The organism is Thermogemmatispora argillosa (assembly GCF_059696725.1).
In genome coordinates this window covers 3904955-3924169 of the sequence record NZ_AP019377.1, presented here as the reverse complement: position 1 = coordinate 3924169, position 19215 = coordinate 3904955, and the positions used below count along the sequence as shown (strand labels likewise).

At 59.3% G+C, this 19215-nt stretch carries 14 protein-coding genes; 5 read left to right on the top strand and 9 right to left on the bottom strand.

Annotated features, from left to right (window positions below):
• Positions 1-4: 4 nt before the first annotated feature.
• Both AC6H1L_RS15255 and AC6H1L_RS15250 read right to left on the bottom strand, forming a co-directional pair.
• Positions 5-1048 (bottom strand): alpha/beta hydrolase, encoded by a 1044-nt coding sequence (locus tag AC6H1L_RS15255; protein ID WP_497598341.1) that lies wholly within the window; start codon positions 1046-1048, stop codon positions 5-7.
• Between the two features lie 441 nt (positions 1049-1489).
• Positions 1490-3019: an alkaline phosphatase family protein gene (locus AC6H1L_RS15250; RefSeq protein ID WP_497598340.1), complete on the bottom strand. Its 1530-nt coding sequence runs from the start codon at positions 3017-3019 to the stop codon at positions 1490-1492.
• A 420-nt stretch (positions 3020-3439) separates the two neighbouring features.
• On the opposite strand from AC6H1L_RS15250, the gene AC6H1L_RS15245 reads away from it, so the two are divergent.
• Complete coding sequence (locus tag AC6H1L_RS15245; protein WP_497598339.1) at positions 3440-4711, top strand: cytochrome P450; 1272 nt, start codon at positions 3440-3442, stop codon at positions 4709-4711.
• Here AC6H1L_RS15245 and AC6H1L_RS15240 read toward each other — a convergent pair.
• Together AC6H1L_RS15240 and AC6H1L_RS15235 are read right to left on the bottom strand one after the other, a co-directional pair.
• Positions 4697-5368 (bottom strand): GNAT family N-acetyltransferase, encoded by a 672-nt coding sequence (locus AC6H1L_RS15240; RefSeq protein WP_497598338.1) that lies wholly within the window; start codon positions 5366-5368, stop codon positions 4697-4699. The two genes, AC6H1L_RS15245 and AC6H1L_RS15240, sit on opposite strands and share 15 nt — an antisense overlap.
• A gap of 102 nt (positions 5369-5470) precedes the next feature.
• Positions 5471-6208, bottom strand: a complete 738-nt coding sequence (locus AC6H1L_RS15235) for a class I SAM-dependent methyltransferase (protein WP_497598337.1) — start codon at positions 6206-6208, stop codon at positions 5471-5473.
• A gap of 272 nt (positions 6209-6480) precedes the next feature.
• On the opposite strand from AC6H1L_RS15235, the gene AC6H1L_RS15230 reads away from it, so the two are divergent.
• Positions 6481-7878, top strand: coding sequence for an NAD-dependent succinate-semialdehyde dehydrogenase (locus tag AC6H1L_RS15230; RefSeq protein ID WP_497598336.1), 1398 nt, complete (start codon positions 6481-6483; stop codon positions 7876-7878).
• A gap of 338 nt (positions 7879-8216) precedes the next feature.
• Positions 8217-9905, top strand: coding sequence for a phospholipase D-like domain-containing protein (locus AC6H1L_RS15225; protein WP_497598335.1), 1689 nt, complete (start codon positions 8217-8219; stop codon positions 9903-9905).
• Between the two features lie 247 nt (positions 9906-10152).
• Here the strand turns inward: AC6H1L_RS15225 and AC6H1L_RS15220 are convergent, their stop codons facing one another.
• Positions 10153-11538, bottom strand: a complete 1386-nt coding sequence (locus tag AC6H1L_RS15220; RefSeq protein WP_497598334.1) for a glutamine synthetase family protein — start codon at positions 11536-11538, stop codon at positions 10153-10155.
• Between the two features lie 275 nt (positions 11539-11813).
• Between AC6H1L_RS15220 and AC6H1L_RS15215 the strand changes: the two genes are divergently transcribed.
• On the top strand, positions 11814-11945 hold the full coding sequence (locus AC6H1L_RS15215; RefSeq protein WP_497598333.1) for a hypothetical protein: 132 nt from the start codon (positions 11814-11816) through the stop codon (positions 11943-11945).
• A 407-nt stretch (positions 11946-12352) separates the two neighbouring features.
• On the top strand, positions 12353-13576 hold the full coding sequence (locus AC6H1L_RS15210) for a D-alanyl-D-alanine carboxypeptidase family protein (protein WP_497598332.1): 1224 nt from the start codon (positions 12353-12355) through the stop codon (positions 13574-13576).
• Between the two features lie 221 nt (positions 13577-13797).
• Here the strand turns inward: AC6H1L_RS15210 and AC6H1L_RS15205 are convergent, their stop codons facing one another.
• The 4 genes from AC6H1L_RS15205 to proS form a co-directional block, all read right to left on the bottom strand.
• A complete protein-coding gene (locus AC6H1L_RS15205; protein ID WP_497598331.1) occupies positions 13798-14613 on the bottom strand; it encodes a phosphodiester glycosidase family protein in 816 nt (271 codons plus the stop codon).
• A 228-nt stretch (positions 14614-14841) separates the two neighbouring features.
• Positions 14842-15681 carry a type 1 glutamine amidotransferase gene (locus tag AC6H1L_RS15200; RefSeq protein ID WP_497598330.1) on the bottom strand — a complete coding sequence of 280 codons (840 nt, stop codon included), beginning with the start codon at positions 15679-15681 and terminating at the stop codon, positions 14842-14844.
• 6 nt (positions 15682-15687) lie between these two features.
• Positions 15688-17127, bottom strand: a complete 1440-nt coding sequence (locus AC6H1L_RS15195) for a MurT ligase domain-containing protein (RefSeq protein ID WP_497598329.1) — start codon at positions 17125-17127, stop codon at positions 15688-15690.
• 279 nt (positions 17128-17406) lie between these two features.
• Positions 17407-18870: a proline--tRNA ligase gene (gene proS / locus AC6H1L_RS15190; RefSeq protein WP_497598328.1), complete on the bottom strand. Its 1464-nt coding sequence runs from the start codon at positions 18868-18870 to the stop codon at positions 17407-17409.
• Positions 18871-19215: the final 345 nt, after the last annotated feature.

The following is a 19215-nucleotide window of genomic DNA, read 5'->3' as shown; positions in this document are numbered from 1 at the left end:
CTCACTAGCTGGCTTCCGATAGGTCGCTCACTGCTTCGCCCGTCGCCTGGGCCGGGCGCGGGAGCGCTGATCCTGCCGCTTCTCCCTCGATCAGTTGCAGGCGAGGGCGCGGCTTCTTGAGGTGCTCGTCGAAGAAGGAGAGTACTTTGTTGACATAGGCACGCCGGTCGGCGAAGTAGGCGCCGCAGTGGTCAGCTTCGGGTACAATCCATAGCTCTTTCGGCTCACCGGCTGCCTCGTAAAGGAGTGGCGCATCGCGCGGGTCAACCAGTGAATCTTTCCCACCGTGGATGATGAGAATGGGACGCGGCGCGATTTTGCCAATATCGCGTAGCGGCGCCACCTGGTCGAAACGGTAGCCCGCGCGCCACCAGAGCAGGTAATCGGCGACCCAGGTGAAGGGAGCGGCGGGCAGGTGGAGAACCCGATGGACATTGTAGTCGATGACGCTCCAGTGGGTGGCAAAAGAGCTGTCAGCGACAATGGCCTCTACGTCCGGGCAGCGGGCGCTGCACATAATGGCTACAGCAGCCCCCATCGAATAGGCAATGACCCCTAAGCGGGCCTGGGGGGCCCGCTCTTTGGCATAGGCCACGGCCCCCATGAAATCATTGATCTCACGATAGCCCAGGGTGACCGGTTTGCCGACCTCCTGCCCATGTCCGTAATACTCAAAGACAAGCACGTTGTGACCAGCTTTCCAGAGATGGGCACACATGCCCAGGACATCGGCCATGCCCGAACGATAGCCGGGACAGACCAGGATGGTCGTCGTGGCCCCCGGGTACGGGATGTACCAGCCATTGACCATGTGGTCGCTGTTGGGCGCCGGAAAGGTCACTGCCTCGGCAGGCAGCTCAAGCTCAAATGGAGAAATCTTGTAGAGGTCCGCAAAACTGACAATCTTCTTCGGACGGATCAGCGTTTCTACAACGTAGACCGCTACGGTGAGGATGAATCCCGCCACTCCGATGACGCTCCCCAGGCCGCCAACCAAAAGCTGCTTCAGAGAAGGCTTGCCTACACGAATCTTGCTCAATTCTATCACAGAGGCCGCCAACCTTTCTACTCGCTAGCTGATTGGCCCAGAGGGACGAGATCACACTTGCCCAGAGGGACAGCTGAGCTGACTAGTATACCTTGTGCTTGCTATGACTCCGCGACTCGCTCGCCTGGCAGCCTGGTAGTTGGACCTTCTGTTCGCCTTGCGAGCATAGGTCAGCCTCCTTACCAGCTCGGCCTTCGTTGCCCGAAAGGCGCAAAAAGCCCCTTCTACCAGCGCGGCAATTGCAAGTCGGTGCATGCCCTTGTAGATGCACTCTCCCCACCACTGTCGGCCCCACCCAGAGAGAAATAGAGGCAGCGGCACGCTGTCAGGCCCTCTCGGTCTCAGCCGCTGCGACAATTCAGGCGATTCGAGGCTGCTATCGCTATCCTGATAGCAATCGTAGATAGACATCACCAATGAATTAGCTCATTAGCTATGATACTATATCGAGGAGGGGCTTGCAAGGGGCGCCTCCTTGCCAAGAAGCAGGTGCCCGCTGAGTTGCGCAGGAATCGGCACGTTGAGCGCAGCCAGAATGGTCGGCACAATGTCATAGGCGGAGGCAGGCTTGAGGACAGCTCGGGCCAGCCCAGCCCCGTAAAGACAAAGAAGCCCATCGGGATGATGCATCCCACAGCAGGCTGTCCCCGCGCTCCATAACTGTCGATGCCCCAGCGTCTGGGAGAGGAGCACCCCATCGTGAGCCAGCAGCATGAGACGGCGCGTCGGCCCGCCTGCTGTCTGCAGCCCGGCTGATGCTCCGATAGGAATGCAGGCATCGTCGCGGTAGATGTCGCCAATAGCGGGATAGGCTGTCTCTGGATCGACTTGCGCTTGCAGGTCAGCGATGAAGTCTTCGATCTGCCTCTCCGTCAGGTGGTCGGCAGGAGCGATGATTGCATAGCCTCCCAACGGTGATGAGGCCGGCAGGAGCGAGAAGGGCCTGTCCGCCACAACCTGCCCGGCTCGCCCCTTCCTCACCGAGGCCCTGGCCAGATATGAGGCCCGCCAGCGCCGCTGTGCGGGAAAGGGGAGTGGCAGATGAGAGAGAAGGTGCAACCCCCAGGCTCTCCAGCGAGTTCCTCCGTGCCAGCGCCTGGCGCGGCTGGCTCCTTGACCGCTGTGGCTGAGAGAGACGCTCATATGGCGTAGCAGATATTCTTGCAGATGGAATGTTCTTCTAATGCTTTGGAAGCTATAGGGTGAGAGAAGGATCAGAAGATCGGCTGGCTGTAAAGCCGCCAGCGCCAGCCCAAGTAGCTCATCCAGCAGGCGATAGCAAGCGACTACGTCGCTGTGCAGATCAAGTACGCGATCCCAATAGAGATGTTGTAGCAGATCGATCTCATGAAGCGCAAAAAGACAGCAGTCCCATGTCTCGCGTAGCAGCAGGCTCAGCAGCGCGCGACGCTCTTCCAGCAGGCGGCGAATCTCTGTCAGGGGTTCCCTGAACCAGGCAGCCAGCCCGTGCCAGGTGGGCATGAGCTGATAGTCTGGGATGGCTTCCAGCAGCCTGGCGGCAAAATCAGGCGGATAGGCGAGGCCGGCATAAAAGGCCGGTGCCGGCGGGCCGCTGAGCATGATGCCATTGATGGGACAAGGCGGATAGGTTGCGGGCACATTCGCGACGACTACGCGCCGTCCCCAGGAGCTGAGGAGATCCCAGAGCGTCCTACTCTCCTCCAGGGCCAGGGCGCGCGACGAGAGTGAGGCCGAAGGCAAGGCGCCAGGGGCCTCTGGCACACAGCGATCATATTCATCGTAGTCAGGAATCGGGCCCTGCCGCTGAGGTGGTAGACCTGTCACGATGGCCTGCCAGCGCGTGATTGCCGTTGGAGGCAAAGGGGCGTGTAGCAGGGCATGGCTTCCCCCCTCGTAGATCTGCCGCAGATGGGGTAGCAGTCCTTGCGCCATCAGCGGTTTCACAATGCGCAATGTCAAGCCATCCACCCCAATAAGCAAGACCCGCATGATTACCCTCAAAGTGCTGTGCTGTATTATACTTGATATATATCGCCTTTGGAGAGCATGGAGCCGTCAAGATCTGGTTAACGCCGGGCATGATCCATAAAGATTTCTCCATAGGCGGCGGCTTGATTAAAGAGAAAGGCAGCGGGCCCTCCCTTCGCTTCAGTTCAGCCCGCGAGAGCCGGAAGGGCAAGGCAGGAAGAGAATGGCTCTGACGCCCCTGACGGAGCCCAGATTGTCGTTGGTCCAAGCGCTGTGATAGGGTAAGAAGGAGAGAGAGCAGGAGTGAAGAGAATCTTCACCAGGATCTGCCAGGCGGCAGCCTTAGCGCCCTGGTGGCCCTGGCTATCTGATCGCCTGTCACTCCCTGCGCTTCTGTTTTTGAGAGAGTAGCAGCCTGGTCTGCAAGGAGCCACAACTACGATGCAAGAGCACCAGAGTGATAGCCAGCGTCTCACCTTAAGCGATGTCCAGCGGCCAGAACATCTGGCTAATCCTTATCCCCTCTATCATCGCCTGCGCGAGCATGATCCCATCTATTGGGACAAAGAGATGAACGCCTGGGTGCTGACACGCTACGCCGATGTTGTCGCTGTGCTGCGCGACCCTCGCTTCTCGTCGGCCTGGGGGACGCTAGAGACGACCTGGATGCCCGAGGAGCTGCGCCCCCAGCTAGAGCCTGCCCTGCGCGCTGTCTCGCGGCAGATGCTCTTTCTTGATCCTCCTGATCATTCTCGCATTCGCGGTCTGGTGGCGCGAGCTTTTACACCGCGGATGGTAGAAAGTCTGCGTCCACGTGTGCAGCGCCTCGTCAATGAACTGCTGGACGCGGTACAGGAGCAGGGGCACATGGAGTTTGTCGCTGATTTCGCTTATCCGCTGCCCGCGATCGTGATCGCCGAAATGCTCGGCGTGCCAGTCGAGGATCGCCAGCAGTTTATCGCCTGGACCCAAGATTTCGGTCGGCTCCTGGACGGTAGCGATCTCAGTTTTGAGGAGCTGCTGAAAACGTTGAGCAGTATTGCGGAGTTTCTCGACTATTTCCGGCGTCTGATCGAGCAGCGACGCAAGGCGCCGCGTAATGACCTTTTGCAGGCCCTCATCATGGCTGAGGAGCAAGGGGACCGCCTCAGTGAGGAGGAGCTGCTTGGCAACTGCATCTTACTGCTTGCTGCCGGTCATGGTACTACTACCCATCTGCTTGGCAACGGCCTCTATGCTCTCTTGCAGCACCCTGAGCAGCTTCAGTTGCTGCGAGACGACCCCGGTCTGGCCCCGACAGCTGTGATGGAGCTTTTACGTTACGATAGCCCGGTGCAGCTGACTTCGCGCCGTCTTAAGACTGATGTGGATTGGACAGGGCGACGTTTCAAAGCCGGTGAGGAGGTGCTGACTGTGCTCGGCGCAGCTAATCGCGATCCCGAGCAGTTCCCCGAACCCGATCGGCTCGATCTTCGTCGCGCTGATAATCGTCATCTGGCCTTCGGGCACGGTCCCCATTTCTGCCTGGGGGCCCCTCTGGCCCGGCTGGAGGCTGAGGTGGCCTTTACCACTCTGCTGCGACGTTTGCCTGAACTACGCCTGGAGACAGAGGAGGTTGAGCGTCTTCCGTCAATGGTCTTCCGTGGTTTCAAAGCCTTGCCGGTAACATTTGAGGCTGTCTCGCCAGCGGCAGGCAGATCAAGGGAAAGCTAAGGAGGAAGAGAGGCCACACCTCATAGCGACAGACGGCGGGGCTGGCGGTGAGCTGGCGATCTCCTTCGCATAGATGACCAGGGGTCGGCCTGGTCCTGGTCGCCCAGGCAACGGCATGGGTGTTTGCCAGGTAGTACAGTAGCCCGCCGCGGCGAAAGGGAGGAGAGCGCGGCAAAAGCCGAGGGTCAGGAAGACATAGCCCTCACGCTTCAGGAAGACCTGCGCCCCATCGCTGTCTCGCCCTAACAGCACCGGAATACAAAGCCAGCCCCGCGCCGGTTTACGATTACCAGGTTCTGGTAGGGGAGAAAGCCCTCTCACTAGCTGGCGAGCTTTCTCCTCCGCCAGGCGCAGCAAGAGAGTAGCCAGGCCCCGACGACGATGATGCGGATGCACGAGGAGGCGCAGCAGACAGGTCAGACCGACAAGGCCGGCGGCTTCTTCTTGGCCTATCCTCTGAGTATGAAGATCAGCGTAGGCAATCGGCTCCTCACAGCCGGATTTGATCAGCCAGGCCTCTTCGGCGGTAAGCAGCGTTCCGTATCCATCAATGGTCTCGGAGAGGCCATAATCACAAACAGCAAAGAGCTGCAGCACTCCCCCGAGGTCAGCAAGATCAGGAGCAGTCAAACGCAGTCCGTGCAATAGCGCGCTCACAGCGATGGTTCTCCCTCTCTCTTGCTTGCGCTCTTGTCTTTCCAATGCAGGCCAACAAAGGAAAGCAGCCCTTTATATGGCCGCCGTCGTCGCCTTGCCCTCTCAACTGGTCAGCGGCTTGTAAGCCAGCAACATACGCAGAGGCGGGAAGACACGTAAGGACGGGCGCCCAAGCATGAGCAACTCAACCCCAAGTTCGCGTAGATCGCGGGCATACTGCTTCACATGGGCCAGATCAAGGATCGCGATTCGTCCGCCGGGCTTGAGCACCCGCACCATCTCACGCAGGGCCTGACGACGTTCCTGCTCCCCGTGAATATTGTGCAAAGCGAGACATGAGACGATGACATCGAAGCTTGCCTCTGGAAAGGGCAGTTGCCGCGCGTCAGCGGTGACCACGCTGACCCGTTCGGCCACGCCGGCCAGGCGGGCATTCTCTTGAGTAATCAGGGGGCTATTACCGCTCTGGTCGCGCGTGTCCCAGATATCGATGCCCGTGGCGTGTCCACTGCCCAGGCGGCGCGCCGCTTCGATGAGCAGCATTCCACGTCCACATCCCACATCAAGCAGTTGCTCATCGCCGCAGAGGACCAGGTAATCGAGCATGCGTCGTATCTCCCGCAGCTTTCCGACCCGCGAGGTCCAGAGCATGGCCAGAGCCTCTCCCAGACAGAGAGAGGCATTCGCCAGCAGCCAGATGGCCAGACCTGTCAGGCGCAGGCCAATTATGAGCCAGAGCGCTACAGCGTAGAGCACGAGCGCGCTCAAGATGAGCATGCGAACCACGCCGGGGGCATCGACGCCATAATCCGGTCGCGTGAGCCTGGGCCGGCTCTGCATAGTCTGATCCTCCTTTCAGTCAGCCGTCGTCTGCAGGGCGCCACGTGCGCTCTTCCCTATTGGCAATAGTTTGCATCGCAATGATTTTATTTGCCATATTTATGGGGAATTTTACCATGAATTTGGAGAGATGTCAAATAATCTCCAAGGATTAGGCAAGGAAGTCGCAATGCCTGCTTGATCAGGTAAAAGCAAGCGTTCGGAAGGGCCGGCTTGCGAGTGATATAATACAGTCGAGAGGAGCCTTATTCTGTCCCCTGGGAGTTGTGCCGATGACCATCCCATCTACCAGGCCGATCATCCAGTCGATCAATCCGGCCACCGAAGAGATTCTGGAGACCTTCGAACTCTACACGGAAGAGCAGATCAACGCCGCTCTTGATCAGGCACGCCGCGCCTTTCTCCAGTGGCGGGACACCAGCTTTGCGGAGCGCGCCGCCCTTTTCCAGCGCCTTGCCACCTACTTACGCGAGCACAAGACAGAGCTGGGGCGCCTGATTACGCTAGAGATGGGAAAGCCCATTACAGAGGCCGAGGCCGAGATCGTCAAATGTGCCTGGGCCTGCGACTATTACGCTGAGCACGCTGAACAGTTTCTAGCCGATCAACCTGCCGAGAGCAGCGCCAGTGAGAGCTACGTAGCTTTCCGGCCTCTAGGAGTGGTTCTGGCGCTCATGCCCTGGAATTTCCCGTTCTGGCAGGTGTTCCGTTTTGCCGCGCCGGCGCTGATGGCAGGCAACACGACGGTCCTCAAGCATGCCTCGAACGTCTCGCGCTGCGCTCTGGAGATCGAACGCGTTTTCCGCGCATGCGGCTTTCCCGAGGGCATTCTACGCACAGTGCTCGTACGCGGCTCCGAGACCGAGAAGCTCATCACTGATCCACGGATCGCCGCTGTGACGCTGACCGGCAGCGCGGAGGTGGGTATGGAGGTGGCCGCCACCAGCGGGCGTGCCCTGAAAAAGCACGTGCTGGAGTTGGGTGGTTCCGACGCCTTTATCGTGCTGGAGGACGCAGATCTTGACGCGGCTGCCGAATGGGCAACCCGCTCGCGTTTCCAGAATACTGGTCAGAGCTGCATCGCAGCCAAGCGCTTCATCGTAGTGGAGGCGGTCGCTGCTGATTTTGAGCGCCGCTTTGTTGAGGCAGCTTCCCGCCTGCGTATGGGTAATCCACTAGAGCGGGAGACCCAGATCGGTCCGGTGGCACGCGGTGATCTGCGCGAGACCCTGCGCCGCCAGGTTGAGGAGACGCTCCAGATGGGCGGGCGCCTGCTCCTTGGTGGCAAGCCCGGCCCGGGCCGCGGCTTCTTCTATGAGCCGACGATCGTGAGCGGTGTCACCCCGGCCATGCCGATGTTTCGCGAGGAGACCTTCGGTCCAGCAGCGGCAGTGATCTACGCCCGCGATGCAGAGCATGCTCTGGAGCTGGCGAATGCTTCTCCTTTCGGCTTGGGCGGCAATATCTGGACGCGCAATATCGAGCGGGCACGCCAGATGGCTCGCCATTTTGAGACCGGCGGCGTCTTTATCAATGGGATGACAGCCAGTGATCCCCGCCTGCCGTTCGGCGGCGTGAAGCATAGCGGCTATGGCCGTGAGCTATCGATCTTCGGTATTCGCGAGTTTGTGAACATCCAGACGGTCTGGATCGGACCCGCTCGTCAGTAATCCCTCCCTATCCTGGCCTTCTCTCTCCTGGCCCTTTGCCCTGGTCTCGCCAGCGAGCAGGGGCCAGGAGGCGAACGGCGGCGAGAGCCTGGCCACTGACTTGCGCTCTCTGGTGCATTCTCTGCTCGCCGTGGCTCGGCTTAGAGGGTGCTAGCTCTCGCTCCAGCCGCAGCAATGTTCCCAACCTCTGCTTTCTCGCTCCCTGCCAGCTCGTCCCAGTTCATCCGGCTTGTGCTCCTGGCAGAACGCATGCTACAATCAGGGGGCTTGCGTCTGCCGGCAGAACGAGCTTTGTTGTCCAGTGCAGCATTCGAGCAACGGAGGGAGATACGGACGCCATGAGCGGAGAGAGCGCTGACGGGCTGCAGTGGTGGGCCCAGGGTGACACCCCGGTCCGTCGTGATTCGCGCGTGACCTATCTGGTCGATGGCCATGCCACCTTGCTGGCTTTCTGTCTGGCTTGCTTTCAAGCCAGACAGTATATTTATCTTGCGCACTGGGGCCTTACTCCTTCGATGCCTCTCGTGCGTGGTAAGGATCAGCGCGCTGGGCCCGACGATAGCCCCGCCCAGCAGGAGCTTATCGCTGAGCTGCGCCAGGCTGGCTTAAGTGAGGAGGCGATCGCCTTCTGGTGCAACCATGAGCTGACCCTGCAGGCCGTCCTGGGGTATGCTGTCGAGCGTGGCGTTGAGGTGCGGGCCTTGCTCTGGGACTGTCCCGAGATCTTTTCACACTATAGCCCGCAGCAGGCCTACGAGGAGCTGAGTGCGGTCGGCGTCCTTTGCCTGCTTGACGACAGCTCGCGCGGGCTGCTCCATCATCCGGCGGAGTCGCTTCACCAGAAGGCCAGCGTGATCGATGGACGCTATGCCTTCGTGGGCGGCATCGATCCTTTGATCGAGAATGACGGCGAATTCGATCGCTGGGATATGCACCCTCACCCGTTGTTTACTCCTCTTCGCCGTTTACTTGCCAAGCCTCTTTCACCGCACCCCTGGCATGATGTGCACGCCTTGATTGAAGGACCAGCAGCCGCCGATGTCGAGCTGAACTTTCGCCAGCGCTGGAACGATGTGGTAGAGCGCAAAGGGCTTGAGGCAACATTACTGGTACCAGAGCATCCGCTGCCTCCACCGCTCCAGAGCCGTACAGTCGTGCAGATCGCGCGCACTATCCCTCAGCATACCTATCGCTTTGCCCCAGAGGGAGGCATCCAGGGGATCGCTCAGCTTTATGCCTCGGCCTTCCGCAATGCGCAGCGCCTGATCTACCTGGAGAACCAGTATTTCTGGCTTCGCTCCTTTCTCGGGTTGAATGTCCCCTTTATCGGTCCTGATAGCCCCGATATGGAGCAGAACTTGCGTCTGCTTGGGGAAGCACTGCAACGGGGTGCGCGCCTGGTGCTGGTTCTGCCTGATCATCCCAATGTGGGGCGAGCGTTCAGCGATGCCAGTTTGCAGCGTCTTCGTGAGGAGGCTCCCGAGGCCGTTCAGGAGGGACGCCTGCTTGTCTTGACACTGGCCACTTCTGATGTGATCGATGGTCGCGTTCGCTACCGCCCGATCTATGTGCATGCGAAGGTAGCTTTGATTGATGACCTTTGGGCAACGGTTGGCTCGGCTAACCTGAATAACCGAGGTATGCGTGACGACGCTGAAATAAATGTGGCAACGCTCGATAGCGAGTTAGTGCGCGGTCTGCGCCTTCTCCTCTGGGGCGAACATCTCGGCCTCGTCCCTGATGAAGACATGCTGACCCTCCTGCGCTACCTGGGCCAGCAGCCTTTGCATCCAGAGCGCCAGACTCGTGCTCGCGCTCTCTTCGCAGAGCTAGAAGGCCGCCTCGCTGAGGGTGAGCAAGGGGCGCTCTTGCTGGCCAGGCAGGCTCAAGAGAATCTGGCCCGTTATCGCAACGGCGAGCTATTGGTCGGGCATGTCCTCCCCTATTTGACGGCAACAGAGGCCAGAGAGCAGGGCCTTACCTGTGACGAGGCGCATGGCTGGATCGAGCAGGAGCAGCCCTCCTAACTCTTCCAGCCTTGCCCTTCCAGCCTCCACCCCATCGGCCCCTCCCGAGGCCCCAGCGCAGGGGCCGCCGTTCTCGCGACCGCTCTCGTTGCTTGAACGAGAGCACGCCAGCACAGCCACAAGAGCGCTGCGCTGCGGCTCTCGCTCCTTAGCGCTGCTATCAGGAGATCATGAGGATCGTGGAGGCGGTTGCGGGGCGGCGATACTCTCCGCCCGCGAACAGTGCCAGGGGCGCCAGCCGGACCACTCAGATGAGTTCGAAATAGCGACGACGCTCCCAGTTAGTCACGGCGCGCTCAAACTCACTGACCTCCCAGCGCCGCGTAGCAGCGAAATGCTCCACAAAGTCGCTGCCGAAGTACTCGCGCGCTACTTCGCTCTGCTCAAAGAGGTCGGTCGCCGCGGTCAGATTACGCGCCAGGGCCTGAATGTGACCGCTCTCAGAGGCACGCGCAATGGTGGCCGGGTCATAGGCATTCCCGCGCAGTGCTGGACCCAGCTCTAACTTACGTTCGATGCCATAGAGGCCGCCCGCCAGCATCGCGGCAAAGACCAGGTAGAAATTGGCGTCGGCGCCGGGCACACGATTTTCGATGCGGATGGCCCGCGGACCATTATTGATGACACGGACCGCGCACGTGCGATTATCCCAGCCCCAGGTAGTATTGAGCGGGGTCCAGGTACCAGCGACATAGCGCTTGTACGAATTGATCGTTGGAGCATAGAGCGCCATCAAGCCAGGCATCGACTCCAGAATGCCGGCCAGGAAATGGCGCATTGTTGTCGACATGTGGCCTTCGGCTTCCTCATCCCAGAACAAATTGCGCTCCATATCCAGGTCCCAAAGGCTCATATGAGAATGGCCACTACTGCCATCCTCCTGGTCATGCCACTTGGCCATAAAGGTAGCGGCGTAGCCCATCTGATAGCAGATCTCCTTGACCCCTGTCTTAAAGAGCATGGTGTAGTCAGCGGCGACCAGAGCCGGCTGATAGCGCAGGTTCATTTCGTACATGCCGGGGCCATGCTCGCGATTGTAGCCCTCGACAGCAATGCCATAATCGCGCATCATGCGAGCAATACGACCCAGCAAATGATCATCCGCGCTTGCCTGGCTGATGGCGTAACAGTTCATGCCAGGGTTGAGCGGGGTCAGATTTGGCCCGAAGTCCTTCTCACGCAGAGAAACCTGACTCTCGCGGAAGAGGCGAAACTCTAGCTCGGCAGCCGCTGCCACGCTGTAGCCAAGCGAGCGGGCGCGCTCAACCAGTTGGCCGAGCAGGTAGCGCGGCGAGAGCTTCACCGGTTCACCCGACTCGGTCCACAGGTCACAGATACAAGAGGCGACATGCTCTTCCCAGGGGACCAGCGCAAAGGTCGAGAGATCAGGGCGCATGACCAGGTCAGCAAAACCGCGCTCCCAGTTGCTAAATTTAAGATTGGGCAGAACATTTTCGGCGATATCCCAGCCAAAGAGCACATCGCATTGTGCAAAGCCTTCGTTGAGCGCATGCAGGAAATAGGTGGCATCGACGCGCTTGCCGCGGTAGACTCCTTCCATATCGGGTGTCCCGATCTTGACATATTCCACTTTGCCATCGCGTACAAGCTGCTCAATCTGAGCGAGTTCCATTCGATCTCCGTCCTTTCTTCAGCAACTGAGGGCTGGCGCCTCGCCTCGTTGACTCTCGCCAGCAGGCCAGACAGACGGCAGAGGTAGCGAGGCATTGGTTGCAGAGTAGCATGCCCGGCCCAGACCGTCAAGGGCCGAAAGAGCGGACAGTCGCCCCTCTTTCCTGTGACTCCGGCCACTCTTCCCCTTGAACAAGTATGCTAGACTAGAACCGGTGTTGCTGAACTACCATAGAACGGAGAGATACATTTCGATGCAACGCACGCCGCTTGACGATGATGAGCAGCGCGCCTATCGGCCTGCCTTTTCTCCGCGGCAGGCTCCCCAGCAATCTCGGCAGTCCGCCCAATCCCAGCGATCGCGCCGGCTGCCAGCAGCCAGCGACCCCGACCTCTCAGCGACGATGAGCAGGCCTTCCTGGAGGAGCGTTCCCGTTCCAAAGCGCCGAGCCTCACTGCGAGCCAGCCGGGCTGCCGCTCAGGCTGGCCCAGGCCCAGATGCAGAGGCCGAGACAGGTTCTCTACGCCAGCAGCGTCCTGCTGCGGCTATGGGTGCTAGCTCGCAGCGCGCCGCTGACTGGCCTACGCTTGCTGATGACGCTGAATCGATCTCGCTGGACCCGACGCGGCAGGGCCGTCCCCCTCTCTCTAGCGCTAGCGCAGGCGCCCGCTCTGGCCGCAGGCGCCTGGCTCCGTCTTCCCCGCTTTCCCAACCTACTACTATGGCCAGCCCCTCTTTTCATCCTCAGAGCTTAATACGTCGCTTGAATGATCTTAGCCATAACAGAACATTTCTCTTGCTGTGCGCTGCCATTATGGTTGTGCTTGTCTCTCTTATTCCGCTGCTCGTTAGCTGGCTCGGGGCCCCCAGGCCGATGGGCCTCAGCGTCCAACGGAATACAGCCACCGTGGCAGCCACGCCGCTTAACCAGGTTCCTGTTCATCCTCACCAATTGGTGATTATTCCCAGCGATACCGATCACCCTCCTCCACCAGTGCTGGCAACGGCGGCCTACCTTATGGATATGGATACTGGGGCCACGCTTTACGCTTACAATCCCTTCATGCATCTGCCAATGCTGAGCACCACTAAACTGATGACGGCCCTGCTGGCAGTGGAACATGGCAATCTCGATCAGCAGGTGACCATCACGAGCGCCCTCGACCGCGATATCCAGCAGCATATTTCGCCCGATAGCAGCCTTTTCGGTTTGAAGAAAGGAGAAACCTACACGCTGCGCGATTTGCTCTACGGGCTGCTGCTGCCTTCTGGTAACGATGCCGCAGTGGCGATCGCCGATGCAGTCGGTGGCTCCTATCAGCATTTTGTGGACATGATGAATCAGCGCGCTCGCGAGCTGGGCATGTATGATACTCACTACATGAATCCCAGCGGCCTGCTCGCTACTGGTCACTACTCCAGCGCGCACGATCTGGCAGTACTCGGCCGCTATACGATGAGCAACCCTATCCTCCACCAGATCGCCAACACGCGGACCTACCACATTCCCAAGACCTCCCAGCACGCAGAACACTACCTGGTCAACGGGAATCAGTTTCTCTGGTGGTATCCCGGTGCCGACGGCGGTAAACCAGGCTGGGACGGCAACACTGACTTTGTCCAGGTGGTCTCGTGCACGCGCAATAACCGCCACTTGATTGGGGTCACTATGAACACGAAAGACTGGTGGACGGACATGCGCGATTTGATGAACTGGGGATTCGATAATTTCCAGTGGGTGTCACCTTACGATGTCGATCTGCAGCACGCTATTCCCTATGACTCTGACTGGGACTACTTTGTCCGCGATAAAAAGACCAATACGATTCCGACACCTGACCACGGTCGCTATTACATCTACACGGGCTACAGCGTCTCACCTCCCATTCTGGGCTATTTCGATAAGAATGGCGGCCTGGACAAATTCGGCTTCCCGATCGGGATGCCCAACTATACACAAGGGAACCTGGTCAGTCAGCGCTTCCAGAAAGCTACAATTCAGTGTGACCTGGCCGGCAAACAGTGCAAACGCCTCTAGCTCTGCACAGCCCGGCTGGCGCACCAGGGCCGCCCTTGTGCTGACTCTCGACAGGTTCCAGGCCTGCCGCAGGCCTGGCCAGACGCCAGGAGGAGAACAGCAGGAAGAGAGCAGCTTGCTCGTAGGCAAGCTGCTTTTAAAGCCCTCCAGCATGAAGGAAGGGCACCAGCGCTGGTCACACACTAACCCTCAGCGAGCCGCTAGCCAGTGCAGAGCGGGCGCTAGCGCGGCAGCAGGACGAGGGCGATTGGCACCGGTGTCAGCGAGTCCACTCCGACGCGCTGGCCCCCGGCATTGAGGTACATTCCTGTTGAGGAGCCGCCGTCAAGGTTGAGGGCGACATCAATATTCAGGTCGGAGGCCAGCAGCAGATCATCAAACTCGTCCAGCGAGAAGGCAGCCTCGGGGCTGATAATGAAGAGGAGGCGCCCCTCTTTATCAAAGGCCACGACCGTCCGCCGGTTGCTCGATGCGTCGGCGTTGAACTGGGTGCGCTTGCCCCCAGGAAGGACCAGCATGGGAGAGGATTGGGTAGCCTGCTGAAGCTGTTCCCCAGGACTATACGGATACTGGCTCAAGGAGCGCAGATGAATGGCCCCCTGGCTGTCGACGTAAAGCATGCCACCAAAGCCGCTGTAGGAGCTACCATAGACCTGACCATCAGAAACGACCAGGCCGGTAGCCTCTCCCTGATCGTTAAAATAGCCACCGTTGATGACGGCTAGCGCCCCTTTCTCCAGCTTCAGCCAATCACTAATGAAGTGCGGCGCCGAGGGACTGTAGAGCACCCGCAAGGCCACCCGTTGCGGATCAAAGCGGGCGATCATCAGCGTATCCTCGTTGCCACTTGGTCCCTTCCAATGCTCGTAGCGCAGCTCAACACCCTTAGCGAGCGTCAGCCAGCGATTCAGCGGGCGGCTGCTTGCATCGGTAGAGGCCAGCATCGTAGGCGAAGGGGTACCCGCTCCAGGAATGCTGATTGTGAGCGGCATCTGACAGGCCGTCACGAGCCACGCACACACAAGCAGCCCGATCATTAACAGTAATGACAGTCTTTTATTGCCTTTTTCTCTCCCTCTCATCCGGGGCATTACAAAAGTCCCTTCTTGCCACAGCTACAAGATCAAGAGCTGGTTCTCCTTATCTCCTGCCCTGAAACTGCCACCGCTCGTGCTCGCATAGACGACGAGAAGAGACAGTCAGGCCGGGCAGAGCCAGCGCTAACGCCAGGAGCCTCCTGGCCTCAAGGCCAGAGCACACCTGAGCTAAAGGGAACGCGAGGTAGAGCCAGGAGAGAGGCGTTCTCGCCAGGGGGTAGCATCGATAGCCGAAACCGTTCCCTTAAAAGCCATCGCCAGCTTGAAGGCCGCCGCGTGAGCCGCCTGCTCAGTCGAATCATCCAAAGGTGGTAGCTCAACATGGCCGTAGCGCCGAGCCAGCGCCCGCGTAATCAGCAGATCGGTGAACCAGGGATTCTTCGGGAGCACGGGGCCATGCAAATAGGTCCCGAAGACATTTTTATAGACCGCCCCCTCATAGCCATCCTTGCCATTATTGCCCCAACCGGCCAGCACCCTGCCCAGAGGCTGGGCGCCTGGACCCAGGTAGGTTCGCCCACTATGGTTTTCGTAGCCGACCAGGACCTGCTTGCCGCACTCAGGGAACTCGCATTCGATCGCAATATGCGTCATGAAACGCGTACTGCCCCCTTCAGTATGCAGGTCCAGGATACCGACGCCTTTCAGCTCGGGGCCTTCAAAGGGCTTGTAGGAGTGCCCAAGTAACTGGTAGCCGGCACAGACAGCCAGAAAAACAGTATTGGATTCCGCCGCCTCGCGCAGCGAGGCCGCTTTCGCCTGCAGATCACGGGAAGCCACCTCCATCTCGCGATCGGCCCCACCGTGGAAGAGGATCAAATCATATTGAGTGAAATCCGGCGTCTGCTTCACAAAAATCTGATCAATAGCTGTTTTGATCCCGCGCCACTTACAACGCTTAACGATTGCGAAAAGATTGCCGCGATCCGCGGCCACACTCATCAACTGGGGATAGAGATGCCCAATGCGTAACACCAGACGCGTATCTTTTCCCTGCTCGTTCGCCATGCCTGCTTACTCCTCCCAATAGGGCTTGACCCAGCCGCGTTTCTGCATAATGCGGCGCAGCTCCTGCGTTGGCGTATAGCTTGCCATAATATAGAGCGTGCCGCCAGGGCCAGCATTCTGCAGGGCGGCATTCAGCGCAGCCTCACGCTCATGGATAATGCGCACGCGATCCAACGGCACCTCTGCATATTTCAAGCGCATCGCCAGCTCCTCGGCTTTGGTCCCGCTGCAAATGACATCGGCCACCTGGGGCGAGATCTCCTCTAAATCGACATCCCAAAGCCAGGCGAAGTCTTCGCCGTCGACCACCGTATTGCTGGCAACCAGCAGCAAATGTTTTTCGCCTGGATGCTGGGCCACAAGACGCAACACCAGATTGAAGGAAGTTGGGTTCTTGACAAAGGCCAGATAGATAGTCTGATCGCCAGCCTGGATCTTCTCCAGACGCCCGAAGGCGGTACGGATATTGCTCAGGGCCGCCGGGACCTTTTCGATACCGAAGCCGGCGGCGATGGAGGCAGCGATCGCAGCGGCGGCATTGTAGACATTGTGCACACCAGGCAAAGGCAGCGTCAGCTCCAATTGACCAAGCGGCGTCTGCATCGTCACCTGCGTTGGCCCGTCGCCCTGGGGGTCCAAACGGATGGAGGTTGCAGCCACATCCAGCGGCGGCAGCTCATAGCCACAGTTGGGGCAGCGATACAGCCCCAGGTGGGAAAGATAAGCGACCTCGTAGACCAGGTCCTCGTTGCAGCGAATGCAGCGAATGACGTCGGCAGCGTGCTCGGGCACGGGGCGGCCAACATCGGTAGTGCGCAAGCCAAAGTAAAGCTTTCTGGCGCGAGCCTGCTGCCCAAAGCTGGCTACCTGGGGATCATTGCCATTCAGCACGATCGTGGCGGTCTCTGGCAGACTCTCTAGGAGCTTGTCAAGGGCCTTCGCCACAGAATACAGCTCGCCATAGCGATCAAGCTGATCGCGGAAGATATTGGTGATGACCACCACATCGGGCTGAATCTCGGGCATAGCCACCGGCATGGTACCCTCATCGATCTCAAAGAGCAAGAGATCGCTGTCGAGTCGCCCGAAGATATCCGCGTAGTTGACGACGACGGAGGTCACGCCTTGCAGCAAATTCGACCCGGTACGATTATGAGAAACGCGCTGACCGCTGGCATCGGCGATGGCGGCGGTCATGCGCGCGGTAGTAGTTTTGCCATTGCTGCCGGTGATGACAATCTTTTTGGCGGTTGTGGTCGCCATGACAGAGCGGAGCACGTTGGGATCGATGCGCCGCGCAATCATACCTGGCAGACTGGTACCGCCACCGATACGAAAAAGGCGGCCCGAGGCCCCCGCCAGCTTGCCGGCGGAGATCGCCAGGGCCAGGCGCGCACGGCTTGGCCAAGAGATTCCCCCGCCACCATGTTTCGAGTAGTCAGCCATACGAAAAGAGCCTCCCAGCACTCAAGGCGGATAGTTCATCGTGAGCAGTATAACAAAGGAGGCTCAAGCGGGCAAGTCAGATAGGTCTTCTTGTACCCACCTGCCCAGACTCGTCAGTGGCCGAGCCAGCTCATCAGCATCATCGCGCTGGGGGGCAGTCCTCAACGGCCAACGCCCTTCAAGGTCCAGCCCCTCAGCGCGCATTGCCTCAGCCCAAGAGCAGGGAATAAGCGCGCACGTCGCCGGGAGCCTCTGGCTGCTCCCCAACCAGCTACTCTCTCAATACGAACGGGCAAAGACCGCCTCACAGGTCGCTGGCTTGCCTGTATAGAAACACTTTCCCTGAACGCCGCCTTCGGGTTGATCAAAGGGGATCACACGCAGCGTTGCTTTTGTTTCCTCCTTGATCGCCAGCTCGGCTTCGCTATCCTCTGCCCACTTCACGCGCACAAATCCGCGCTTCTCGCGCATAATTTCTTTAAACTCATCGTACGTTTCAGCATAGTAGGTATGCTCTTCGCGGAAGGCCAAAGCCCGCTGGAAGAGAGCCTGCTGCAGTTCCTCCAGCAGCTCTGGCAGGCGCGTTTCCAGGGCCTCGATCGCCACCGTCTCCTTGGCGCGATTATCGCGGCGCACCAGCACTACGCTATTGTTCTGCACATCGCGAGGACCGATCTCAATGCGCACCGGGACCCCGCGCAGCTCCCACTCGTTGAACTTCCAGCCCGGCGTATTGTCGCTTAAATCGACCTTGAGCCGTACTTTCCCCTTCAGCATGCGCTCGATGCGGGCGATAGCCTCCATAATCGCCCCCTGGTCAGCATCCTTGCGCCAGATCGGCACCACTACCGCCTGATAGGGAGCCACACGCGGAGGGAGAATCAAGCCCGACTCATCGCCGTGCACCATAATGATCGCCCCTATGATGCGGGTGCTCAGGCCCCAGCTCGTCGTTGCACAATATTTGCGCTGGCCATCGGAATCCAGATACTGGATATCGAAGCCGCGGGCAAAGTTATGGCCCAAATTATGGCTGGTGGCCGACTGCAGCGCCTTCCCATCGCGCATCATCGCCTCCAGCGAATATGTGCGCAAGGCGCCCGCGAACTTCTCGTTTTCGCTTTTGCGCCCATGAAGCACCGGGATCGCCAGGTCCTCCTGCACAAAGGAGCGATAGACCTCCAGCATTAGGCGCGTGCGCTCTTCAGCCTCTTCCAATGTTCGATGAGCAGTATGGCCCTCTTGCCAGAGAAACTCTGCGGTGCGCAGGAAGAGTACCGTACGCTTCTCCCAGCGCATCACGTTGTTCCAGAGGTTAATTAAGAGGGGCAGATCACGATAGCTTTGAATCCACTTGGCGAAGCTATAGCCAATGATCGTCTCGCTTGTCGGGCGAATCGCCAGCGGCTCCTCCAGCTCTTCACCTCCCCCACGCGTGACCCAGGCTACCTCGGGCGCAAAACCCTCCACATGCTTGGCTTCTCTCTCCAGGAAGCTGCGCGGAATCAGCAGGGGGAAGTAGGCATTCATCACCCCTGTTTCCTTAAAGCGAGCATCCAGCAGGCGCTGAATATGTTCCCAGATGGCATAGCCGTAGGGGCGGATAATCATGCAGCCACGCACTGGCGCATAATCAGCCAGCTCAGCCTTACGCACGACCTGGTTGTACCAGCGTGAAAAATCGTCGCTCTGATCGACAAGCTCTTCGACGTATTTCTCCTTTTCCTTTGCTCCTTCAGCCATACGGAAGAACACCCTTTCTCTCACTCGCTGAGAGCAAGCAGACAGACAGATAGGCCAGGAAACAGCCCAATAAAAAAACTCGCCCTTTAGAGAAGGACGAGCATCGAGACCCGTGGTACCACCTTACTTGAGCTGCCTCTTGCGAGACAGCCCCACTCGTACGACCAGGCAGCCAGGTACCTCCCGCAGCGCTTCCTCCTCATCGTCTACCCGGCCATAAGCTTAATGTTCTCTCACTCACTCACTCACTGAGCCAGGCCAGGAAGGAGCCGGCATCGCCCTGGCGGACTGCCCCTGATCGCGTCCTCCTCTAACGGAGAGGGAACCGGTCGGCTCCTCGCCGAC

Excerpts from the sequence above, each read along its gene's own strand:
- AC6H1L_RS15200 (WP_497598330.1), bottom strand. The coding sequence starts at position 15,681 with ATGGCGAACGAGCAGGGAAAAGATACGCGTCTGGTGTTACGCATTGGG.
- AC6H1L_RS15210 (WP_497598332.1), top strand. The coding sequence starts at position 12,353 with ATGGTTGTGCTTGTCTCTCTTATTCCGCTGCTCGTTAGCTGGCTCGGG.
- AC6H1L_RS15220 (WP_497598334.1), bottom strand. The coding sequence starts at position 11,538 with ATGGAACTCGCTCAGATTGAGCAGCTTGTACGCGATGGCAAAGTGGAA.
- AC6H1L_RS15250 (WP_497598340.1), bottom strand. The coding sequence starts at position 3,019 with ATGCGGGTCTTGCTTATTGGGGTGGATGGCTTGACATTGCGCATTGTG.
- AC6H1L_RS15235 (WP_497598337.1), bottom strand. The coding sequence starts at position 6,208 with ATGCAGAGCCGGCCCAGGCTCACGCGACCGGATTATGGCGTCGATGCC.
- AC6H1L_RS15215 (WP_497598333.1), top strand. The coding sequence starts at position 11,814 with ATGATGAGCAGCGCGCCTATCGGCCTGCCTTTTCTCCGCGGCAGGCTC.
- AC6H1L_RS15230 (WP_497598336.1), top strand. The coding sequence starts at position 6,481 with ATGACCATCCCATCTACCAGGCCGATCATCCAGTCGATCAATCCGGCC.
- AC6H1L_RS15195 (WP_497598329.1), bottom strand. The coding sequence starts at position 17,127 with ATGGCTGACTACTCGAAACATGGTGGCGGGGGAATCTCTTGGCCAAGC.
- AC6H1L_RS15225 (WP_497598335.1), top strand. The coding sequence starts at position 8,217 with ATGAGCGGAGAGAGCGCTGACGGGCTGCAGTGGTGGGCCCAGGGTGAC.
- proS (WP_497598328.1), bottom strand. The coding sequence starts at position 18,870 with ATGGCTGAAGGAGCAAAGGAAAAGGAGAAATACGTCGAAGAGCTTGTC.
- AC6H1L_RS15205 (WP_497598331.1), bottom strand. The coding sequence starts at position 14,613 with ATGATCGGGCTGCTTGTGTGTGCGTGGCTCGTGACGGCCTGTCAGATG.
- AC6H1L_RS15245 (WP_497598339.1), top strand. The coding sequence starts at position 3,440 with ATGCAAGAGCACCAGAGTGATAGCCAGCGTCTCACCTTAAGCGATGTC.